Genomic DNA, 21,241 nt, shown 5'->3' with positions numbered 1-21,241 from the left:
TAGTATTCTATCTATATTGTGAAGCTCGTAATGTAGTTGGTGAGGATTAGCTATTGGCCATCGTTAATGTGACGTGTTGCCAAGTACTGTTGAATTCTACGCTCTTTTCGGGCTTTTAAATATTTTTGAGCCAGTACATTTGGAATTGCTACACCAACCGCAATACTAATAATAGTGAGGATGCCTGTTACACCGTTTTGGACCATATGAAGTAAGCCAGACTCTGATAGTGCGTTGATATGAAGTATATCAAAGAGGAATCTGTAATATAAAATACCAGGCATTAAGGCTATGGCAGATGGGACGATGATAATTGTGCTAGATGTTCTCAGCCAAGTAGAAACTTTTACATAGATCACGCTCATTACAGCAGCGCCTACAAAGGTAGCACCTGGTATGGAGAAGCCAAATTCAACAGCTAATAAATTGCGGATAAATACGCATAATACACCACCAATACCAATGGATACTAGTAACCGTACAGGAGCGTTAAATAGTACTGCAAAGGATGCGGCTGCTGTAAAAGCCCCTATAATTTGCTCAATGGATAATACATGAGGCTTAATATCTACAAAGCTAAAGGCCGGCATAGGGCTAAAGTATAATGCCATGGCCATGCCTAAGGTCATGCTACCAACGATAAGGATTGTTCTAATAGCTCTTGTAATTCCCGATAAAATATGGTTGTTGATGGTATCGATAACGGAGTTTATAAGCGGTACACCAGGTATCATAAATAAGGTACAACAAACAAGAACGTAAACTAACGAATCTTGTTCAATATGTGAATAGAAACCATAGGCAGAAACCATGGCGGCAAAGCCGCCAATTGCAATGCCTACATATTCATTGCAACCAAAGCGTACCGATAAGGTACGACCAAAATAACCGATTAGAGAACAAATAACAGTTACAATAAAAGCTATCATATCGCCACTATACAAAAAGGCAAGGCCTGCTGATCCGAGGGCACAAGCAATACCCTTTATCCAATCAGGATATACTGGAATAGTGGAATCTAATTTTGAAATTAACTGTTCATAAGTTGTAAGTGAATAATGTCGTTCAAAGGCTCGCCAAGTTAGTTTAGATACGGCATTGATCATGGCCATATTGGGTACATGGACAGGTGTTTTTCTAAATACGGTAATAGATCGTTCTTTATGCAGTAAATTGACCATAATCGTAGTATAGGAAATATGTATATTTAAATAATCATGAGGAATACCCATAAATGTGGCGGCTTTAAGCATTTCTTCAATAATTCGATTTGTATCGGCACCACATTCCATGAGTAGTTTGCCTATGTTTAATAGGACGTCGAGCTTTCTATGAATATGAATAAACGGGTTCTCAAGAACCTCATTTTTTTCTTCTAATGTAAATTGTTGCATATATCTCCCTAGATAATGATAGACCATACTATTGTTATCTTTTGCATAAGGTATAACTTAATACTACATGTATTATACCATTAATTCTTTTAAATAACCCTTGCATTTTACAGGGTACACTTGTACAATCGAATTGTAAACCTAGGTTGACAAAGAAAGGGGCTCTAAACTATGCGTGATGAAGTATTAGAATTCTTGAGACAAAACCAAGGTGGTTTCGTATCGGGACAGGATATGTCGGAAGCGTGTCATGTTTCGCGTACAGCTATTTGGAAGCATATCAAGGCATTACGTCAAAAAGGCTACAAAATAGAATCTTATACCAAGAGGGGGTATCGATTATTGGAGGAACCTGATTTGTTGAGTTCATTAGCAATGAAGCAAATCTTAAAAACAGATGTATTTGGAAAACGGTATGTCTATATGGACACTACCGAATCTACTAACCTAGAAGCTCGTCGCTTAGCACAACAAGGTGCAGAAGAAGGTACTGTTGTTGTAACAGAGGAACAGGCTGCTGGCCGAGGTCGTTTATCGCGGGGCTGGTATTCTCCATTTGGGAAAGGTTTATGGTTTAGTCTCATTTTGCGCCCTGACTTTGCACCTGTAGAAGCACCGAAATGTACATTGATGGCAGCCGTAGCCTTAACAAAAGCGTTCCATAAAATGGGACTCACCGATGCAGGCATTAAATGGCCCAATGATATTCTTGTGAATGGTCGTAAATTAGTTGGCATCTTGACCGAAATGTCTGGCTCTATGGAGGAAATTTCCTATATTGTTATGGGCATAGGTGTCAATGTAAAGACTAAACAAGAAGAGCTCCCGGAAGAATTGAAGTTGATCGCTACATCCTTAACTATGGAAGGCATTGATATTGAACGGACGGAAGCTTTTAAAATTATATTAGAATCCTTAGAACATCAATATTATGAAGTCCTCGATAGTGGTTTTGAGGAAACTCTCAATGAATGGCGTCAATTATCGGTAACGCTTGGTGAGGAAATTGAAGTAAGAGCACCAGGAAATACCTATGAAGGGGTAGCTACAGATATTGATGAAGATGGTAACTTATTAGTAAGAATCCCTGATGGGACAGTTAAACGTATTGTGGCAGGGGACGTATCAATTCGTCCGCGCAAATAGGAGGCATTCATGTTATTAGTAATTGATGTGGGGAACACCAATATTGTTCTCGGTGTATACGACAAGACGGAGCTTGTAGGTCACTGGCGTATTTCCACGGATCGTGTGCGGACCACCGATGAATATGGCATGTTGATGATGAACCTATTCTTCCATGACCGTAAGGTTGATGTGAAGGATATTAAAGATATCATCATTTCCTCAGTTGTGCCACCATTGATGCCTACATTAGAGCGCGTATGTTTACGTTATTTCAATGTAAATCCTCTTATTGTTGGGCCTGGCACTAAGACTGGTATCGCCATTAAGTATGATAATCCTCGTGAAGTAGGTGCTGACCGTATCGTAAATGCTGTAGCAGCACATGAGCGTTATAAAGGTGATTTAATCATTATCGACTTTGGTACGGCTACTACCTATTGTGCTGTTAAAGGTAATGGCGATTATATGGGTGGTGTTATCTCACCAGGTGTTACCATTTCTGCAGAGGCTCTATTCCAACGGGCTGCTAAATTACCACGTATTGATGTAAGAGATCCAGGTCAAGTCATTTGCCGGAATACCGTATCCTCTATGCAGGCTGGTATGTTCTATGGTTATGTAGGTCAAGTGGAAGGCCTTGTATCTCGTATGAAAGCTGAAATGGGTGATCCTGTAACTGTCGTAGCTACAGGCGGTTTAGCACAACTCATTAGCAGTGCTACGGACTGCATTGACCATGTAGAACCTATGCTTACATTAGAAGGTTTACGCCTTATTTACGAAAGAAATAAATAATGCTACTATAATATAGTTACGAATATGTAACAAAGTAGTGTACATTCGGGTACAGCTTATGCTGTACCCTTTTTATTAGGGGATATATATGAATAATAAACAATGGCAAATTGGAGCTGTCAAAATTGACGGACAAGCCATATTAGCGCCAATGGCAGGGGTAAGCGATATTGCTTATCGCTTACTTGCTAAAGAGCATGGGGCCGCCTTGGTTTGTACCGAAATGGTCAGCGCCATGGGCATTAAATATAAAAATGAACGCACCCATGAATTGTTGCGTATTGAAGAGGTAGAACGCCCTGTATCTATGCAAATCTTTGGTTCCAATCCAGAAGCAATTGCATTAGGCGCAAAGGTAGTAGCTGATGCAGGTGCCGATATTGTAGACATCAATATGGGCTGTCCTGTTAAAAAAGTTGTTTCCTCCGGTGATGGCTCTGCACTTATGAAGAATCCTGACTTAGCCGCACGCGTAGCAGAGGCTGCGGTTAAGGCTGTGGATGTGCCTGTAACCGTGAAAATGCGTATAGGTTGGGATAGTGATTCCATCAATGTTGTGGACTTTGCTAAGCGCATCGAATCTACAGGTGTGGCGGCTATTGCAGTACATGGCCGTACTAAGGAGCAAATGTACAGTGGACATGCTGATTGGTCTTATATTAAGGCTGTAAAAGAGGCCGTGTCTGTACCAGTTATGGGTAATGGGGATATAGTGGAACCAGAGGATGCAAAGTGCATGCTCGATGAAACAGGATGTGATGCGGTGATGGTAGGCCGTGGTGCACAGGGAAATCCATGGATCTTTAATCGTATTCATCACTATTTAGCGACTGGTGAAGTATTGGCGGCGCCGAGCGATATTGAACGTCTCGACATGTTATTAAAGCATTTTGATCTCTTATGTCAATATAAGGGTGAAAGTATGGCCGTTAAGGAAATACGAACTCATGCAGGCTGGTATATGAAGGGCCTCCCTGAATCAGCATACTGGCGCAATCGTGTGAATACAATTCATACTGTAACAAGCTTTCACAATGAGCTAGAATCATACCGTAAAATATTGTCTGAAATGTAGTCAGATTGACAAATGTACAGTATTTTTATATAATGGTTGAGATAATTTAGAAATAAAAGATAAGGTGTCATCTTATTATGGCACTTTTTTCTTATTTAATTTATATGTAGAAAGAGTGGGGTACCCATGGCAGACGTAAAAGAAACATTACTTACCGCCGACGGTTTAAAGAAATTAGAAGAAGAATTAACGTATTATAAATCTGTACGTCGTATTGAAGTGTCTGAACGTATTAAGACTGCTATTGAATATGGCGATATTAGTGAAAACTCTGAATATGATGATGCAAAAAATGAACAAGCTTTCATCGAAGGTCATATTGTAGAGCTTGAAAATAAAATTAACACTGCGAAAATCATCGACGAATCCGTAAAAGGTGATGTTGTATCCGTAGGTAGTAAAGTAACGGTACTAGATACAATGTACAATGATGAATTAGAATATGTTATCGTTGGTTCCTCTGAAGCGGATCCATTCAACAATCGTATCTCTAACGAATCTCCTGTAGGTAAAGCTATTTTGGGCAAACGTAAAGGTGATGAAGTAGAAGTTTCCACACCAGATGGTCCTGTTACATTCAAAGTGTTAGCAATCCAATAATTTACATTTACTGACGAAGAGGCGATAACATGAGTGAAGAAATTAAAAATGTACAAGAAGAGCTGAATGAGCAAATGCAAATTCGCCGCGACAAATTGGCTGAATACGAAGCGGATGGCATCTATCCATTTGGTCAACGTTTTGTTGTAAAAGATAATGCAAAAGAAATTAAAGATGACTTCTTCTTGAAATATGATGGTCAACCTGTAGTTATTGCAGGGCGCTTGATGACAATCCGTTCCCATGGTAAAACAGCATTTGCCAATATTCGTGATAAATCTGGGGATATTCAAGTATATTTCCGTAAAGATGTATTGGGCGAAGATGCTTATAAATACGTAAAAATGCTTGATATCGGTGATATCATTGGTGTAGAAGGTCATGTATTTAAAACTCATACAGGTGAAGTTACAATTAAAGTTAACAAATTAACTTTGTTATCTAAATCTTTACGTCCATTGCCAGAAAAATGGCATGGTTTAAAGGATACAGAACTTCGTTACCGTCAACGTTATGTTGATTTGATTGTAAATCCTGAAGTGCGTGATACATTTGTAAAACGTTCCCAAATCGTTGCTAAAATTCGCGAATACATGATGCGTGATGGTTTCATGGAAGTAGAAACACCAATGATGCATGCTATTCCTGGTGGTGCTGCAGCTCGTCCATTCATCACTCACCACAATGCGCTTGATATCGATATTTACATGCGTATTGCACCAGAATTATACCTTAAACGCTTGATCGTTGGTGGTATGGACCGCGTATTCGAAATGAACCGTTGCTTCCGTAACGAAGGTATCGACAACCGTCATAATCCAGAATTCACTACTATCGAATCTTACCAAGCTTATGGCGATGTTGAGGATGCTATTCGCTTAACAGAAAATCTTGTGTCCTACTGTGCTCAAGAGGTTCTAGGTACACAAGAAATCACATACCAAGGTACAGAAATCAATTTGACTCCACCTTGGAATCGTATCACAATGGCTGAAGGTGTAAAAAAATACACTGGTGAAGACTTTGATGCAGTTACTACTGTAGAAGAAGCTCGTGCTATTGCAGATCGTTTAAATGTAGAATATACAGAAAATGATGGTATTGGTAAAATCTTAAATCTTTGCTTCGAAGATTATGTAGAAGAAAACTTGATTCAACCAACTATCGTATATGGTCATCCAAAAGAAATTTCTCCACTTGCGAAAGCAAGTCGTGAAAATCCATTGGCTACAGAACGTTTTGAAGCGTTCATTTATGGTCGTGAATTGGCAAATGGCTTCTCCGAGTTAAATGACCCAATCGACCAAAAACAACGTTTCTTGGATCAATTGAAAGAACGCGAAGCTGGCGATGATGAAGCTCACCGTATGGATGAAGACTTCGTTACAGCTCTTGAATACGGTTTACCTCCAACAGCAGGTTTAGGTGTTGGTATTGACCGTCTCGTTATGTTCTTAACAGACTCTGCATCCATCCGCGATGTATTGTTGTTCCCATTGATGAAACCAGAAGCTCCTAAGCATATTGAAGCTGAAGAAGAAGCAGCTGAATAATCTAAAACCAAAAGGTTCCCTATTCTTTGAGTAGGGAGCTTTTTTATTCGTCATATGATACGAATATTATGTTTTATGATTATTGTATTCTATGAATATTATATTTATTCTACATGTGCTGTTGAAGTATATGTTGACTATGATATTTAGTTACGAAAGGAGAAGACTGTGAAACATTTAAAGGTTGCTTTATCTGATTCCGTGCAATCCAAAATTAAATCCATAGCAGGACGCACATGTGTTGGCGTTTTTGAAACAGATTTTACAGATGTAGGTGCCGTTGTTATCGATGATGGTGAGCTAGATCTTGTGAATAATAATCAAATTAGCTCCTTTGGTATACCTGTTATTGTCTTAAGACTTGATGCATCTAAAGATATATCTCTTTATAGAAATCGTATCACGTCCATTATAGAGCTCTTATCTATGAGTATCGACGACTGTACATCAGAGATAGAGAAAGTTGTAGCAAACTATGAAGCATCTATTTTACCACCATTTTTCAGGGCTTTATCTGATTATGTAGGGGATGAAAATTCACAGTTTGACTGTCCGGGCCATCAAGGAGGCGAATTCTTCTATAAACATCCTACTGGTCGTGCCTTTTACAATTTCTTTGGAGAAAATATATTTAGAGCAGACCTTTGCAATGCAGATGTAAAATTAGGGGACCTCTTAATTCATGAAGGCTATGCGCATGATGCTCAAGCACATGCAGCTAAGGTCTACAATGCAGATAAAACCTATTTTGTTTTGAATGGTACATCTTCTGCAAATAAGGTAGTGCTGAATGCTCTTTTAACACCAGGGGATATTATTTTATATGATCGTAATAATCATAAATCTATCTGCCATGGTGGCCTAGTTATGTCTGGTGCTACGCCTATATATCTTGAAACAGCACGCAATCCCTTTGGCTCCATTGGCGGTATTTTAGATCATTGCTTTGATGAAAGTTATATACGTCAATTAGTGGCTGAAAAATCACCTGAAAAAGCAAATGCAAAACGTCCTATTCGATTAGCAGTTATTCAACTAGGAACCTATGATGGTACGATTTATAATGCTCGGCAAGTAGTAGATAAAATAGGCCATCTTTGCGACTACATTTTCTTTGATTCTGCTTGGGTTGGGTATGAACAGTTTATTCCTATGATGAAAGACTGTAGTCCATTGTTGTTAGAATTGGATCCAAATGACCCTGGCATTTTAGTTACTCAATCAGTACATAAGCAACAAGCTGGCTTTTCACAAACATCCCAAATTCATAAAAAAGACAGCCATATAAAGGGACAAGAACGCTATGTGGATCATAAACGTTTTAATAACTCTTTTATGATGCATGCATCTACATCTCCGTTTTATCCATTATTTGCATCGCTTGATGTAAATGCGAAAATTCATGAAGGCGAGTTGGGACAAACATTATGGCGTGAATGTGTTGAGGTAGCTATTGATGCACGTAAAGCCGTATTGAAACAATGTAAATATTTACGCCCCTTAGTACCTCCAATTGTTCATGGTAAACTATGGGAAGAGGGAAATACCCAGGAGATGGCTTGTGATGTAAAATATTTTGCTTTTGAGCCAGAAGGCAAGTGGCATTCTTTTAACGGCTATGGTGAAGGACAGTATTTCATTGATCCATGTAAATTTCAACTGATTACACCTGGAATCGATGTAGAAACTGGAGAATATGAAGAGTTTGGCATCCCTGCGAATATTCTCGCTAATTATTTACGAGAAAATCGAATTATTCCTGAAAAATGTGATTTAAATACAATCTTATTCCTCATGACACCAGCAGAATCTAAGCATAAGATGGATGCGCTAGTGGCGGAGCTCGTTCGGTTTGAAGAACTCATAGATCGCGATGTACCGATGGAAGAGGTATTGCCATCGATTTACTATAGTCATATAGACAAATATAAAGGCTACCACATTCGTCAGTTATGCCAAGAAATGCATGACTTTTATAAGTCTAGAAATATAAGTCTTTTGCAACAGCGATTATTCTTGGGTGAATACTTCCCTGACTTTGTAATGAATCCACAAGAAGCTAACTTTGAGTTCCAACGTAACAAAGGAGAATTAGTACCGCTAAGCGAAGCAGAAGGACGTATTGCCCTTGAAGGGGCTCTTCCGTACCCACCAGGTGTATTGTGTGTGCAACCAGGAGAACGTTGGTCGAAGACAGCTTGCGACTATTTCTTGGCTTTAGAGGAAGGTATTAATCTGTTGCCGGGCTTTGCGCCAGAAATACAAGGTGTATACATTACTGAACAATCAAATGGCTATAAACAAGCCTATGGCTATGTATTGAAAAAAGAATATTAAAGAAAATCTAGCGTGTTATTCGAGCATAGTGCTTTAGGGCTCTCATCACGCGAGGAGGTTATATGAATTCGACACTTATTTTAAAAGGAAATATCTTATATACATCGCGGCCTTCAGAATTTATATCTATTCCACATGGATATATCATTGCCGTTGATGACGTGGTCGTATATTGTGGGGAAAGTATTCCACCAGCTTATGCAGCGTGTGAGGTCACTGATTATGGTGATAATCTCATCATTCCAGGCTTTGTAGACACACATGCTCACGCTCCGCAGTATTGTAATCGTGGTCTTGGCATGGACAAAGAATTGCTGCCTTGGTTAGAAACCTATACATTTCCTGAAGAGGCAAAGTTTAGTGATCCAGATTATGCACGGTTAGTATATGGCGCCTTTGTACAGGATTTATGGCGCAATGGGACTACTAGAAGTATACTATTTGGTACCATCCATAAAGAAAGCACATTAGTATTGATGGAGCTTTTACAAAAAGCTGGATTATCAGCCTATGTAGGTAAGGTAAATATGGACCGTAATAGTCCAGAATTCTTGATTGAGAAAACACAACAGTCCTTGATTGATACAAAAGAATGGCTGGATGCTTCATTGCAGTTTGGTCCATTGGTTAAACCAATTATTACACCTCGTTTTGTACCATCCTGTACAAGTGAATTAATGAGTGGACTAGGGAAATTAGCAGAAGAATATAATGTACCAATTCAATCTCACTTGTCCGAAAATCACGGTGAAATTGATTGGGTTGCATCATTACATCCAGAGTCACCAAATTATACAGATGTGTACTATGAACACCGCTTAATGGGACAGGTACCTACAGTGATGGCTCACTGCATTCATTTAAGCGATGTAGAAATAGATCGTATGGCAGAAACTCAAACTATGGTATCTCACTGTCCATATTCTAATGTAAACCTATCAAGTGGTATTGCACCGATTCGTAAGCTAATGAAACGGAATATACCGATTGGTTTGGGCTCCGATATCTCTGGTGGTCATATTGTATCGATGGCGAAGGTTCTTACGGAAGCTATTGGATTGTCAAAAATGAAATGGGTAGAAGTTGATCAAACATATGCGCCTCTCACATTAAGTGAAGCTTTCTATATGGCTACAAAGGGCGGCGGCAAGTTCTTTGGTAAGGTTGGTAGCTTTGAAAAAGGTTGTGACTTAGATGCCCTTATCATTGACGATACATCAATATTTGACCCTAATGAACGCACCTTAGAGGAACGGCTTGAACGTTGGTTATATGTTGGTGATGATCGACATATTGTTGAGCGCTATGTAGCTGGCCATATAGTACCTAATCCTCAAGGTTAATATGTGATATGTAATAGCATGGGAATATAAAATAAAATTAAATACTATTTATAACAGGTAGTTTGTATATAAGGCAAACTACCTGTTTTGATTTGGCCTCATATTGCGCATCAATACCCTTGGTGTATAATAAAAAGACATACAAATTAAGAAAGTGGGGGACTTAATGGATATATTAGGGGCAAGACGCTCTATAGAACAGAAGTTACTTATGCAATCCGTTGGCCTGATGGCTCTTGTGGCGGTAAGCGGTACTATAATGGGGATTGTCACGGGTTCTAGTGCGGTCTTATTAGATGGTGTATTTTCCTTTGTCGATGTTGTTATTAAAATCATGATGTTAATGACAGCCAAATTAATAGCCCGTGAAACGAGTAAGCGCTTTCAGTTTGGATATTGGCAGTTTGAACCTTTAGTATTGGCCGTAGAAGGATTTTTTATATTACTAATTGTAATCTATGCCTTATCTAGTGGTATTACAGATCTTATATCGGGTGGTCGTCATGTAGATTTTGGACCCGCTATTTACTATGCTATCTTCTTTACAGTGGCGGACACAATATATTACTTATATGTGCGTCGCATTAATAAGAGTCTGCAGTCAAACTTAATTAAATTTGATAATGTAAGTTGGTATGTTGATGCTTTGTTAGAAGCAGCTATCTTAATCAGTTTCGTCGTGGCCATCATGTTAGAAGGAACTGAATATGCTGATTGGGCAGCTTATATTGACCCGATTGTTCTCATTGTATTAGCGGTGCAAATGATACCGTCTGCGTTCCGCATTATCATCCCATCTGTAAAACAAGTGTTGGGGTGGGCACCAACTTCATTACATAATGAAGTGCAGGAGATTATGGACCGCTTTATGGAAAAGTACAATTTCAAAGATTATGTTTCTAGTGTGCAAGTATATGGCAACACTCGAATTATTGAAATTGATATTTTAGTTCCTAAGAACTTCCCATATCAGACAATTGCTGAAATCGATGCAATTCGCAATGAAATTGACCAAGAAATCGGAGGGAACCCAACGGAGAAATGGGTAACCATTTCTTTCACAGGAACCCGAAAATGGATGGCAAAAGATTATTTACTAGAAGACGATGATGATGAATAGTATAAAAATTAATTAGAAATCTAGTAGGTAGCTTATAATTTAATGATAAATACACCAATATATGGTATACTTAAACGTATTGAATATATTGTTCGTAGCATAGTTGGAAGATGAGGTTCATAGTATGTTAGACTTAAAATTTGTCCGTGAAAATATTGATTTAGTGCAACAAAACTTAGATAATCGTCACACGAAAGGCGATATAGAAACCTTTGTATCCGCTTATGATGAACGCCGTCAGTTGATTGGTAAAGTTGAGGAGTTAAAAGCTCTTCGTAACTCTGTAACTGAAGAAATTAGCCAATTAAAACGCAATAAAGAAAATGCGGATGATAAAATCGCAGAAATGAAAAAAGTAGGCGATGATATTGCTGAGCTTGATAATCGTATTCGCGATGTAGAAGCAAAATTACGTGATGCGGCATTGATGTTGCCAAACATGTGTGATGCATCTGTTCCTGTTGGTGCTGATGAAGATGAAAATGTAGAACAACGCAAATGGGGCGAGCCACGTCAATTCGACTTTGATATACAAGCTCATTGGGATTTAGGTGAAAATCTCGACATTCTTGATTTCAATCGCGCTGGTAAAATGAGCGGTGCTCGTTTCACTGTATATAAAGGTTTGGGTGCTCGTTTAGAACGTGCTCTCATTAACTTCATGGTTGATCTTCATGTAGATAAACAAGGCTACACTGAAATGATGACTCCATACATGGTAACGCGTGAAACTTTGACAGGTACTGGTCAATTACCTAAATTTGCTGAAGATATGTACCATGTAGAAGATACTGAATATTTCTTGATTCCTACCGCAGAGGTTACATTGACTAACTATCACAGTGGCGAAATTTTGAGCGAAGAGGAATTGCCAAAATATTATACTGCATTTACTGCATGCTTCCGTGCTGAAGCAGGTTCTGCAGGTCGTGATACTCGTGGTCTTATCCGTCAACATCAATTCAACAAAGTTGAAATGGTTAAATTAGCTAAACCTGAAGATTCTTACAAAGAATTAGAAACATTGACTGATAATGCAGAAGAAGTATTGCGCTTATTGGAGTTGCCATTCCGTGTAATTACACTTTGTACAGGTGATATTGGCTTTGGTTCTGCTAAAACATATGATGTAGAGGTATGGATGCCAGCTCAAGGCAAGTATAGAGAGATTTCTTCTTGCTCTAATATGACTGATTTCCAAGCTCGTCGTGCAAACATTAAATTCCGTCGTGGTCCTAAAGGTAAACCAGAATTCGTTCATACATTAAATGGCTCTGGTCTTGCTGTAGGTCGTACAGTAGCAGCTATCTTGGAAAACTATCAACAAGCTGATGGCTCTGTTGTGATTCCTAAAGTACTTGTACCTTACATGGGCGGCGTAGAAGTAATTAAGGCTGGAAAATAAGAGGGGGCATTCTATGAAGTTCTTTATTGATACAGCAGAATTTGATGAGATTAAAGAGGCGTATGCTTTTGGTTTTATCGATGGTGTTACTACTAATCCATCCCTTATCGTGAAAGCTAAACGCGATTTAAAACAAGTTATTTCTGAAATTGCTAATTTGGTAGAGGGCCCTGTGAGTGCAGAGGTTATTGCTTCTGATGCAGAAGGTATGATCAGGGAAGCTCATGAGCTTGTAAAATTAGGCTCTAATGTAGTTATTAAAGTGCCTATGACTCCAGAAGGTCTTAAAGCTGTTGCAGTTCTAAGCAAAGAAGGCATTAAAACTAATGTAACCTTAATCTTCTCTGCCAACCAAGCCTTATTAGCAGCTCGTGCAGGTGCTACCTATGTGAGCCCATTTGTTGGCCGTATTGATGATATCAGTATGGATGGTCTTACATTGATTCAAGATATTGCAGATATATTTGCTATTCATGGCATTGAAACTGAAATTATTGCGGCTAGTGTGAGAACACCATTGCATATCATTCAATGTGCAAAAGCTGGTGCTCATATTGCAACTGTGCCATTTAAAGTGCTTATGCAAGCTATGAAACATCCACTAACAGATGCAGGGCTTGAAAAATTTATGGCAGATTGGAAACAAGCTAATCAATAAGTTAAGTATTCGGCTCGATGTAAGGGTCATATTACAATACACACAGGACTTATAAGGAGGCCTATTATGGATCGTACATTATCTTTGGAATTTGCTCGTGTCGTTGAAGCGGCTGCTTTGCGCAGTGGTCGTTTACTTGGTCGCGGTCAAAAGGATGCAGCGGATGGTCTTGCTGTAGACGCAATGCGTCAAGCATTTGACTCTGTTCGTATTTCTGGTACAGTAGTTATTGGCGAAGGCGAAATCGATGAAGCACCTATGCTTTACATTGGTGAACATGTAGGTGCGGGTGGCCCAGAAGTAGACATCGCAGTTGACCCTATTGAAGGCACAAACTTGATTGCAAAAGGCCAAAATGGTGCGATTGCAGTTATGGCTATTGCTGAAAAAGGTGGCTTGTTACATGCGCCAGATATGTACATGGAAAAACTTTGTGTTGGTCCTCGTGGTGCAGGTGCTATCGATATTACAAAATCTTTAACAGAAAATATTAAAAATGTAGCTGCAAAAATGAATCGCAATGTTGATGAAATTACACTTGTAATGCTTGATCGTGAGCGTCATCATGGTTTGATGAAAGAAGCGCGTGATCTTGGCGCACGTATTATGTTAATTTCTGATGGCGATGTTAACCCAGCTATGGAATGTTGTATCGAAGGTTCTGGTGTGCACATGGTTGTTGGTACTGGTGGTGCACCAGAAGGCGTATTGGCTGCAGCAGCTTTAAAATGCGTAGGTGGCGATATGCAAGCGCGCTTGAAACCAGAAACAGAAGAAGAAATTCGTCGTTGTCATGAAATGGGTATTACCGATGTAAATCAAGTACTTACATTGGATGATTTAGTTCGTACAGATGATGTTATCTTTGCGGCTACTGCTATTACTCGCGGTAACTTATTGAATGCTATTCAATACTTCCCTGGTGGTGCGCGTACACATACTATCGTAATGCGTTCTAAAACAGGTACTGTTCGTTTCTTAGATACAGTGCATATGGATGAGAAACTAAAATCCTTAAAAGCAAAATAAAAATAATTAAGCCCCTCATTTGATATGTACCCCCTTTACCGGTTGTCCAGCAAAGGGGTACATATCAAAAATGAGGGGCTTTTTTTCTCAGTATTTTCTCACAGTCTCTTGATGAGATATATCGAAAAATAGTATAATAACATTTAGTATATGACGTTATAAATACAACGTCTTGTAGTTCATACAAGATGATCGATATAAAGTGTAGGAGGAATTCTGTTGGAAAAGCTAATCATTCAAGGTGGCAACCGGTTGGAAGGCCGTGTACGTGTTAGTAGTGCTAAAAATGCGGTACTCCCTATTATTGCCGGTACTTTACTAGCATCAACACCTAGTAAATTACTTGAAATTCCAAATTTGGAAGATGTAGGTACAATTTGCCAAGTTATCGAGTCTTTGGGGGTTAAAATTACTCGTAATAAAGCAGATGATGAAATTATTTTCGATGCGTCTACATTGACTGCTACGGAAGCTCCTTATGAGCTTGTACGCAAAATGCGTGCATCTTTCCTCGTAATGGGGCCACTTTTAGCGCGCAAAGGGGAGGCTAAAATCTCCATGCCAGGTGGTTGTGCGATTGGTGCACGTCCTATCGATCTTCACCTAAAAGCGTTCGAAGCACTAGGTGCTAAAATTGAAATTACTGAAGATTATGTATATGCTCATGCTCCAGAAGGCCTTAAAGGCACTCAAATTTACTTGGATTTCCCAAGTGTAGGGGCTACAGAAAACGTAATTATGGCCGCTTCTATGGCGGAAGGTAAAACTGTTATCGAAAATGCTGCGGAAGAACCTGAAATCGTTGATTTAGCGACATTCTTAAATGCAATGGGCGCTAATATCCGCGGTGCTGGTACTAATGTAATTCGCATTGAAGGTGTGCCTCAATTACATGGTGCAATTCATACGGTTATTCCTGACCGTATCGAAGCTGGTACATACTTGATTGCAGCTGCTATGGCTGGTGGTGACGTATTTGTAGAAAATGCATTGCCTGAACATTTGAAACCAGTAGTAGCTAAATTAAAAGAAGCTGGCGTTACTGTAGAGGAAGAAATTGATGGCATTCGCGTTATCAGCACTGGTAAAGGTATCAAAGCTGTTGATATCAAAACGTTACCATACCCAGGCTTCCCAACAGATATGCAAGCTCAATTTATGGCGCTTACTACAATCGCTGAAGGCACAAGTACAGTAACAGAAACTGTATTTGAAAACCGCTTTATGCATGTTGCTGAACTTCGCAAAATGGGTGCTCATATCGATATCGACAATCGTCAAGCGATTGTAGAAGGTATGCCACGCTTACATGGTGCTGTAGTTAATGCTACAGACTTGCGTGCAGGTGCGGCTCTTGTTTGTGCTGCATTGACTGCAGAAGGTAGAACAGAAGTTGGTCGTTTACATCATATCGATCGTGGTTATGATGATTTCGTAGGTAAATTGCAAAGGTTAGGTGCTGATATTGTTCGGGTTGACGAATAAAAGTACAGAGCCAAAACAGAATAAAAAGAAACGAAGCCGGCGCTCAAAAGGGCCGGCTTTATACAACGAGCAACAAAACTTAGGTGCTGCAAAGGTTGAAAATGCTAAAACTAGTTCTAATCGTAAACCATTACGAAGGACGAAACGCAAGTCTACGAAGCTTTCAGAGGGCGTAGCTAAGCAAGCTAGCCATTTGGCTTCCAATATGCGCGAAGCGATGGTTAAAGTCACCAAAATGCGCCGTGTTGAGCGTCGTAATCGTGAAACTGTTGCCATAGCAAAAACTACACCTGCTATGACATTAAAGCGTTTAGTTCGTCCTGAACAAGTAGGCGATTTAATGGGACGATTGAATCGTTCATTGAATTTTGACTTAGGTATAGATTTGGGAACTGCCAATATTCTTATCTTTGCTAAAGGAAAAGGGCTAGTCTTAGATGAGCCTGCCTATATTGCGCGTGATGATAAAACCGGCGATATTCTCGCGTTAGGTGAAGCTGCACGTTCTATGGTTGGGCGTACACCTAAAGGCATATCTGTTATTCGTCCTGTTCAAGCGGGTGTTATCGCAGATTACGATATGACCGAATTTATGTTAAAATACTTTATTCGTTCCGTTGTGCCTGCTTCTAGATTGATGAAAACGCGTATTATTGTATGTGTGCCATCTGGAATTACGCCTGTTGAAAAACGTGCTATTTTAGAGGCTTTACTTAGAACAGGCGCTAAAAAGACTGTTCTTATAGAGGAACCATTAGCAGCTGCTATGGGTACAGGTCTCAATGATGCTGACCAAGTTGGAGCTATGGTTGTCGATGTAGGTGGCGGTACTACTGATATTGCCGTTCTTTGTGATACTGGCGTTGTTGTGAGTGAATCCCTTCGCATTGGAGGAGATTCCTTCAATGAATCTGTTATTCGCTATATACGTCGTAAAAAGCGACTTGTTATTGGACCTTTAACAGCAGAAAAGATAAAGATTTCTGTTGGTACCGTAGATCGACGTGCTAAAGAACGAACTATAGAGGTTAGAGGGCGTGATGCCAGCTCTGGACTACCTAAGATGGTTGCTGTTAATTCCTTAGAAATTCAACGTGCCTTAGAGGCGCAAGTGATGAATATTCTAGAAGGCATTAAATCGATTTTAGAAAAAACACCTCCAGAACTTGTAGCAGCCATTAATGATCATGGTATCATTTTGACAGGTGGCGGTGCTCTCATCGATGGTTTAGATCGTGTTATTACACGTTCTGTTGGTATTGCATCTTATTTGGTAGAGTCTCCGCGATATGCTGTTATTAAAGGGGTTGCAAAAGCTCTTGATGAAATGTCACAATTGCGTGATACATTGGATGAATTACAATAAAATATTTCATTGAAATAATGTAAAATTTGAGGAAGTTACTATTTATAGATAGACCATTGAAAAATGGAACGACGGTAGATAGTAACTTCTTTTTTTGTGCATCCTTTTTGTAATTTTCATCTATATGATGTATACTATAGTAAAAGTATATTGTATAAAGTTGATGTATGAATATAAATCTATTAATATGGGTTGTCGCTATAGAGGAATTGTAAATGAAACGATATTTATATATGACTTTTGCTGTGTTAGGCTTTCTAGGCAGTACAATACCTTATGCGGAAGCTGGAAATTTAACCGGCGTACGTGTATCTAATCACGAAGGTACAAGTCGAATTGTATTAGATGTGTCTGAAATGCCTGTATCTTGGACTAAATCTTATAATGAGTCTACACATGCTCTTACCCTTAACCTAGGTGGTACGACAAATGGATTGACTGGACCTGTAGCTCAAAATAACACGAAAACAGGTGTTTTAAAAGGTATTGGCTTGCAACCTGTTAATGGTGCTTTACAAGTAACATTGACGGCTAATAAGGATGTACAACACCATGAGTTTACATTGGAAAAACCATCGCGTATTGTAGTGGATTTATTTTCTGGCTATGCTCAACAAACAACAAAAGATGTAAATAAATCCGTTACGTATAGCAAGATTAATAACACTGTAGCAGAAGGTAAGATTCAAGCCTTTGCATTATCTGTTGATAATGATTCACCTATGGTAGTAGCCCATGTTCCAGAAGGAAAAGCCTTATCATCTGTGATTCAATCTCATACTGCCATCATTGGAGCAAAGGTAAAGGGCGGAAGTTTTGATCGTCCTTATTCAGTAGCTAGTGATGGAACGATTGATTTAGAGCGTATTTCTAATCGTGGCACCTTGCGATATACACCAAATCGGGGATATTTTATTGAGGAAAAGAGACCCTTATTACTAGCTAAAACACAAAAAGATACCTTCTTAATTACATCTGTTAATACAGGACGTAAAGAAAATGCCTTGACCCTATATACATCAGCTTATGGGCCTTCTACAAAAACTAATGACTTCGGCTATGAAGTGACTGTAGCCAATGGTAAGGTTGTTAGTGGTCAAAAAGGAAATTCTAAAATTGGAGAAAACCAATATGTATTATCTGGGCATGGAGAATCAAGAGATGCACTGCGTAAATTAAAAGTGGGCACACCGATTACGATTCAAAATAGACCGGAGTTAGCACAAGTTAGCACCACTGGTGGTGCAGCGCTACAAGCGGGTACTATGGTATTGAAGAATGGCAATTATGTAGGTGCTGATGGGACCCATAATAAAGCTCGTAGTTTCATAGGAACTACAAAAGATCATAATTTAGTGGTCCTCACTGTTGATAAAGCAGGCCTTCAATCCGTAGGGGTCACACAACAAGAAGGAGCCAAACTATTATCTAAGCTAGGCGTCGTAGATGGTGCTGAATTATCAAATCAAGGTAGCGTTGATTTAGTGGTTAATGATACGTACGTACATAAAGCTTCTCCAAATCCTACGACCTATGAGGATATTGTAATTATAAAATGAATTCGTTGCATACAATTTTGTTTGAAATATTAGTAATAATTTAGTATACTATAAATACATAACTAATTTTGTAAAAGGAGGGATCGTTATGAAAAGAGTAGTGTTGGCCTTAGCTGCTTTAGGCATTTTAAGTGTTAGCTCTGTAATGGCGGCCCCTGTATCATACCAAAGTGTATTAACAGGTAAAGTTGCTTCTACAGTTTCTGTTGGATCTGCTGTAACAGAAGGTCAAACATTGGTAACTGTAGAGACATTGGCTGGCCCTATGGCTGCTGCTAAATCTACTGTAACTGGTACTGTAACGGCGGTTAATGTTACAGTGGGTTCAGACGTTTCTCGTGATCAAATCGTTGTCACAGTAGAAAGTAAATAAAGGAGAGAAGGAATGAAGTTTTCTCATTCTTGGCGTCGGTATAGAAAAGCGATACTGGCGCTTTTCTTCTGTACTTCACTTACAGCTGCACAGGCTGTTGATTTCATGCCTGTCAATGATGTAACTACAGGTATGGAAGGTATTGCAAAAACTGTAATTGTAGGAGATACCATTTCAACCTTTGATGTAAAGGTACTGGGTGTCATGAAGGATAAGGGGCCATCTGGTCATCTTATTTTGGCAAAGTTCTCTGGCCCTGTTATGGAAAAAACTGGAGGCATTGCTCATGGCATGAGTGGTAGTCCTGTATATATAAATGGTAAGCTCGTTGGTGCTGTTGCCTATGGTTGGGGGTTTGCAGACGGTACGATTGGGATGATTACCCCTATTGAAGATATGGTGAAATTATGGAATATTCCATATGAGAAGAACCTATCTAGACCATGGGATGATAAACAATTGATTCCTCTTGGCACGCCACTTATGGCATATGGCTTTGATGCAGCGTCCATGGATTACTTTAAATCCAAGCTGCCACAATATAAATATGAAACATATGATACAGCTAGTGCTAGTGGTGATGAAACAGCAAAACCTTTGGAGGCTGGTGGCTCTGTAGCCGCATTATTAGTTGATGGTGACTTAAAACTTGGTGCTATTGGTACTGTTACCTATGTAGATGGTGAAAAGATTGTTGCCTTTGGTCATCCATTCTTGAAACATGGCTCTTCAAACTACTTTATGCACAATGCAAGTATCTTTACGGTAGTTAAAAGTTATGATGCTGCTTTCAAATTAGGCTCTATGGGCAAGGAAGTAGGCTCAGTAACTGAAGATAGAGGTGCTGGTATTGCTGGCGTATCTGGAGTAATCTCTCCAGGTATTCCAATGCGCTTCCATTTGAAAGACCTTGATATGGGACGTGATAAAACTAGCTCTGTTAAGGTCATTGAAGATAGTGAAATGACACCGACCTTAGCGGCTACATCTCTATATAATATGTTGAATAAAACATTAGATCGTAGTGGCGCTGGTACAGCTACAATTTCTTATACTATTACTCCAAGAGGTAAAGAACATAAACCGTTGACACGAACTAATATGTTCTATAGTTCTGACTCTATTTCAGAGAAGGCTGTTGATGAGTTCTACAATGTTATCGATGTTCTTATGAATAACCGATTCATTAATTATGAAATCTCTGATATCTCTGTAGAAACTGAAGTAACACAAGATAAGAAAACTGCAAAGCTTATTGATGCGTCTGCATCTTCTACCATTGTTTCTCCTGGGGATACAATCGTTGTAGATGTAACGTTGGAGCCATTCCGCGGGGAGAAGGTTGTTAAACAAATCTTCTTTAAAGTTCCTGAAGATCAAGCTGTTGGTCAGTATACCTTAGAGGTGCGTGGGGGCGGTGAAATCCCATTACCTTATGTATTAGAAAAACAAAAATACAATTTAACTGATGAAATCTTACGTCGATTAAAAGTTCATAAAGATTTTGATGAGCTTTATGATGAAATTCAAAAGACTGATACGAATAATCAAATCGTTGTAGAGTTTTTAGAAGATGGCATTAGCCTTGTTGATGAAGATGGTTCCAAATCTGTTAAAAAAGCGAAACTTAAAGATGTAGAATCAAAACCTATGCCAGGGGATGTAAAGAAAAAAATTGGTCAAGAAGATTTGGGTTCCAATAAGGATGATGACAATCAAATCGAAAAGACTGCTATTGATACAGAGTACATCGTTCAAGGTGATGGTCAATTTACAATTCATGTTATGAAGCCAGCTGATCGTGATAAAGCATTAGCTAAACGCGTAAAAGAAGTTAAAAATCAAATCAAGATGGAACATAAATTAGAGTTGGAAGACCAATCAAAAAAGGATAAAACCAGTAAAAAAGATGTGAAAAAGTCTGATAAACAAGACACAAAAACACCTGATAAAAAGGATGAATCTAAAGTAAATGATACTAATGCAGCTGAATAAGCTGAAAATGTAAGGGGAAAGGGCTA

General features: G+C 39.1%; 17 protein-coding genes. 16 read left to right on the top strand and 1 reads right to left on the bottom strand.

Translation table 11 applies throughout. The features are described 5' to 3' along the window. Positions 1–50: 50 nt before the first annotated feature. The gene (locus VEIS1202513_RS06675; protein WP_213467123.1) at positions 51–1,394 is read right to left on the bottom strand and encodes a threonine/serine exporter family protein; all 1,344 of its coding nucleotides are present in this window, start codon (positions 1,392–1,394) and stop codon (positions 51–53) included. A 171-nt stretch (positions 1,395–1,565) separates the two neighbouring features. Here VEIS1202513_RS06675 and VEIS1202513_RS06670 point away from each other — a divergent pair, with 171 nt between their 5' ends. The 16 genes from VEIS1202513_RS06670 to VEIS1202513_RS06595 all read left to right on the top strand — a co-directional run bounded on the left by VEIS1202513_RS06670 (position 1,566) and on the right by VEIS1202513_RS06595 (position 21,215). Continuing rightward, positions 1,566–2,540 carry a biotin--[acetyl-CoA-carboxylase] ligase gene (locus tag VEIS1202513_RS06670; RefSeq protein ID WP_213467121.1) on the top strand — a complete coding sequence of 325 codons (975 nt, stop codon included), beginning with the start codon at positions 1,566–1,568 and terminating at the stop codon, positions 2,538–2,540. A gap of 9 nt (positions 2,541–2,549) precedes the next feature. Then, a complete protein-coding gene (locus tag VEIS1202513_RS06665) occupies positions 2,550–3,317 on the top strand; it encodes a type III pantothenate kinase (RefSeq protein ID WP_213467119.1) in 768 nt (255 codons plus the stop codon). An 88-nt stretch (positions 3,318–3,405) separates the two neighbouring features. Next, positions 3,406–4,392 (top strand): tRNA dihydrouridine synthase DusB, encoded by a 987-nt coding sequence (dusB, locus tag VEIS1202513_RS06660; RefSeq protein ID WP_213467117.1) that lies wholly within the window; start codon positions 3,406–3,408, stop codon positions 4,390–4,392. 126 nt (positions 4,393–4,518) lie between these two features. Continuing rightward, positions 4,519–4,992, top strand: a complete 474-nt coding sequence (gene greA, locus VEIS1202513_RS06655; RefSeq protein WP_105090289.1) for a transcription elongation factor GreA — start codon at positions 4,519–4,521, stop codon at positions 4,990–4,992. Positions 4,993–5,021: 29 nt separating this feature from the next. Beyond that, positions 5,022–6,545, top strand: a complete 1,524-nt coding sequence (lysS, locus tag VEIS1202513_RS06650) for a lysine--tRNA ligase (protein WP_105086163.1) — start codon at positions 5,022–5,024, stop codon at positions 6,543–6,545. 168 nt (positions 6,546–6,713) lie between these two features. Continuing rightward, on the top strand, positions 6,714–8,882 hold the full coding sequence (speC, locus tag VEIS1202513_RS06645; protein WP_213467115.1) for an ornithine decarboxylase: 2,169 nt from the start codon (positions 6,714–6,716) through the stop codon (positions 8,880–8,882). A 62-nt stretch (positions 8,883–8,944) separates the two neighbouring features. Further along, positions 8,945–10,225, top strand: a complete 1,281-nt coding sequence (gene guaD, locus VEIS1202513_RS06640; protein ID WP_213467113.1) for a guanine deaminase — start codon at positions 8,945–8,947, stop codon at positions 10,223–10,225. A gap of 166 nt (positions 10,226–10,391) precedes the next feature. Next, positions 10,392–11,345: a cation diffusion facilitator family transporter gene (locus VEIS1202513_RS06635; protein ID WP_213467111.1), complete on the top strand. Its 954-nt coding sequence runs from the start codon at positions 10,392–10,394 to the stop codon at positions 11,343–11,345. Positions 11,346–11,469: 124 nt separating this feature from the next. After that, complete coding sequence (serS, locus tag VEIS1202513_RS06630; protein WP_213467109.1) at positions 11,470–12,750, top strand: serine--tRNA ligase; 1,281 nt, start codon at positions 11,470–11,472, stop codon at positions 12,748–12,750. Positions 12,751–12,763: 13 nt separating this feature from the next. Next, positions 12,764–13,408 (top strand): fructose-6-phosphate aldolase, encoded by a 645-nt coding sequence (gene fsa, locus VEIS1202513_RS06625; RefSeq protein ID WP_213467107.1) that lies wholly within the window; start codon positions 12,764–12,766, stop codon positions 13,406–13,408. A gap of 66 nt (positions 13,409–13,474) precedes the next feature. Further along, entirely contained in the window at positions 13,475–14,437 is a 963-nt protein-coding gene (gene glpX, locus VEIS1202513_RS06620) for a class II fructose-bisphosphatase (RefSeq protein WP_005387249.1), read from the top strand. A 219-nt stretch (positions 14,438–14,656) separates the two neighbouring features. Beyond that, the gene (gene murA / locus VEIS1202513_RS06615) at positions 14,657–15,922 is read left to right on the top strand and encodes a UDP-N-acetylglucosamine 1-carboxyvinyltransferase (protein WP_105086170.1); all 1,266 of its coding nucleotides are present in this window, start codon (positions 14,657–14,659) and stop codon (positions 15,920–15,922) included. Then, positions 15,903–17,288 carry a rod shape-determining protein gene (locus tag VEIS1202513_RS06610; RefSeq protein WP_213467105.1) on the top strand — a complete coding sequence of 462 codons (1,386 nt, stop codon included), beginning with the start codon at positions 15,903–15,905 and terminating at the stop codon, positions 17,286–17,288. The genes murA and VEIS1202513_RS06610 overlap by 20 nt, the downstream gene beginning before the upstream one ends. 215 nt (positions 17,289–17,503) lie before the next feature. Beyond that, a complete protein-coding gene (locus VEIS1202513_RS06605; protein WP_213467104.1) occupies positions 17,504–18,847 on the top strand; it encodes a phosphodiester glycosidase family protein in 1,344 nt (447 codons plus the stop codon). A gap of 88 nt (positions 18,848–18,935) precedes the next feature. Further along, complete coding sequence (locus VEIS1202513_RS06600; protein WP_005387253.1) at positions 18,936–19,220, top strand: biotin/lipoyl-containing protein; 285 nt, start codon at positions 18,936–18,938, stop codon at positions 19,218–19,220. Between the two features lie 12 nt (positions 19,221–19,232). Beyond that, positions 19,233–21,215 (top strand): SpoIVB peptidase S55 domain-containing protein, encoded by a 1,983-nt coding sequence (locus VEIS1202513_RS06595; protein ID WP_213467103.1) that lies wholly within the window; start codon positions 19,233–19,235, stop codon positions 21,213–21,215. Positions 21,216–21,241: the final 26 nt, after the last annotated feature.

This window comes from Veillonella orientalis, from assembly GCF_018406505.1.
GTDB classification, from domain to species: domain Bacteria; phylum Bacillota; class Negativicutes; order Veillonellales; family Veillonellaceae; genus Veillonella; species Veillonella nakazawae.
The sequence above is the reverse complement of the archived record's forward strand: the minus strand, read 5'-3'. Positions and strand labels throughout refer to the sequence as shown.

Coding starts and splice junctions, on each gene's coding strand:
- VEIS1202513_RS06595 (WP_213467103.1), top strand. CDS start 19,233: ATGAAGTTTTCTCATTCTTGGCGTCGGTATAGAAAAGCGATACTGGCG.
- dusB (WP_213467117.1), top strand. CDS start 3,406: ATGAATAATAAACAATGGCAAATTGGAGCTGTCAAAATTGACGGACAA.
- glpX (WP_005387249.1), top strand. CDS start 13,475: ATGGATCGTACATTATCTTTGGAATTTGCTCGTGTCGTTGAAGCGGCT.
- VEIS1202513_RS06635 (WP_213467111.1), top strand. CDS start 10,392: ATGGATATATTAGGGGCAAGACGCTCTATAGAACAGAAGTTACTTATG.
- guaD (WP_213467113.1), top strand. CDS start 8,945: ATGAATTCGACACTTATTTTAAAAGGAAATATCTTATATACATCGCGG.
- fsa (WP_213467107.1), top strand. CDS start 12,764: ATGAAGTTCTTTATTGATACAGCAGAATTTGATGAGATTAAAGAGGCG.
- greA (WP_105090289.1), top strand. CDS start 4,519: ATGGCAGACGTAAAAGAAACATTACTTACCGCCGACGGTTTAAAGAAA.
- VEIS1202513_RS06600 (WP_005387253.1), top strand. CDS start 18,936: ATGAAAAGAGTAGTGTTGGCCTTAGCTGCTTTAGGCATTTTAAGTGTT.
- VEIS1202513_RS06605 (WP_213467104.1), top strand. CDS start 17,504: ATGAAACGATATTTATATATGACTTTTGCTGTGTTAGGCTTTCTAGGC.
- VEIS1202513_RS06675 (WP_213467123.1), bottom strand. CDS start 1,394: ATGCAACAATTTACATTAGAAGAAAAAAATGAGGTTCTTGAGAACCCG.
- VEIS1202513_RS06670 (WP_213467121.1), top strand. CDS start 1,566: ATGCGTGATGAAGTATTAGAATTCTTGAGACAAAACCAAGGTGGTTTC.
- VEIS1202513_RS06665 (WP_213467119.1), top strand. CDS start 2,550: ATGTTATTAGTAATTGATGTGGGGAACACCAATATTGTTCTCGGTGTA.
- serS (WP_213467109.1), top strand. CDS start 11,470: ATGTTAGACTTAAAATTTGTCCGTGAAAATATTGATTTAGTGCAACAA.
- lysS (WP_105086163.1), top strand. CDS start 5,022: ATGAGTGAAGAAATTAAAAATGTACAAGAAGAGCTGAATGAGCAAATG.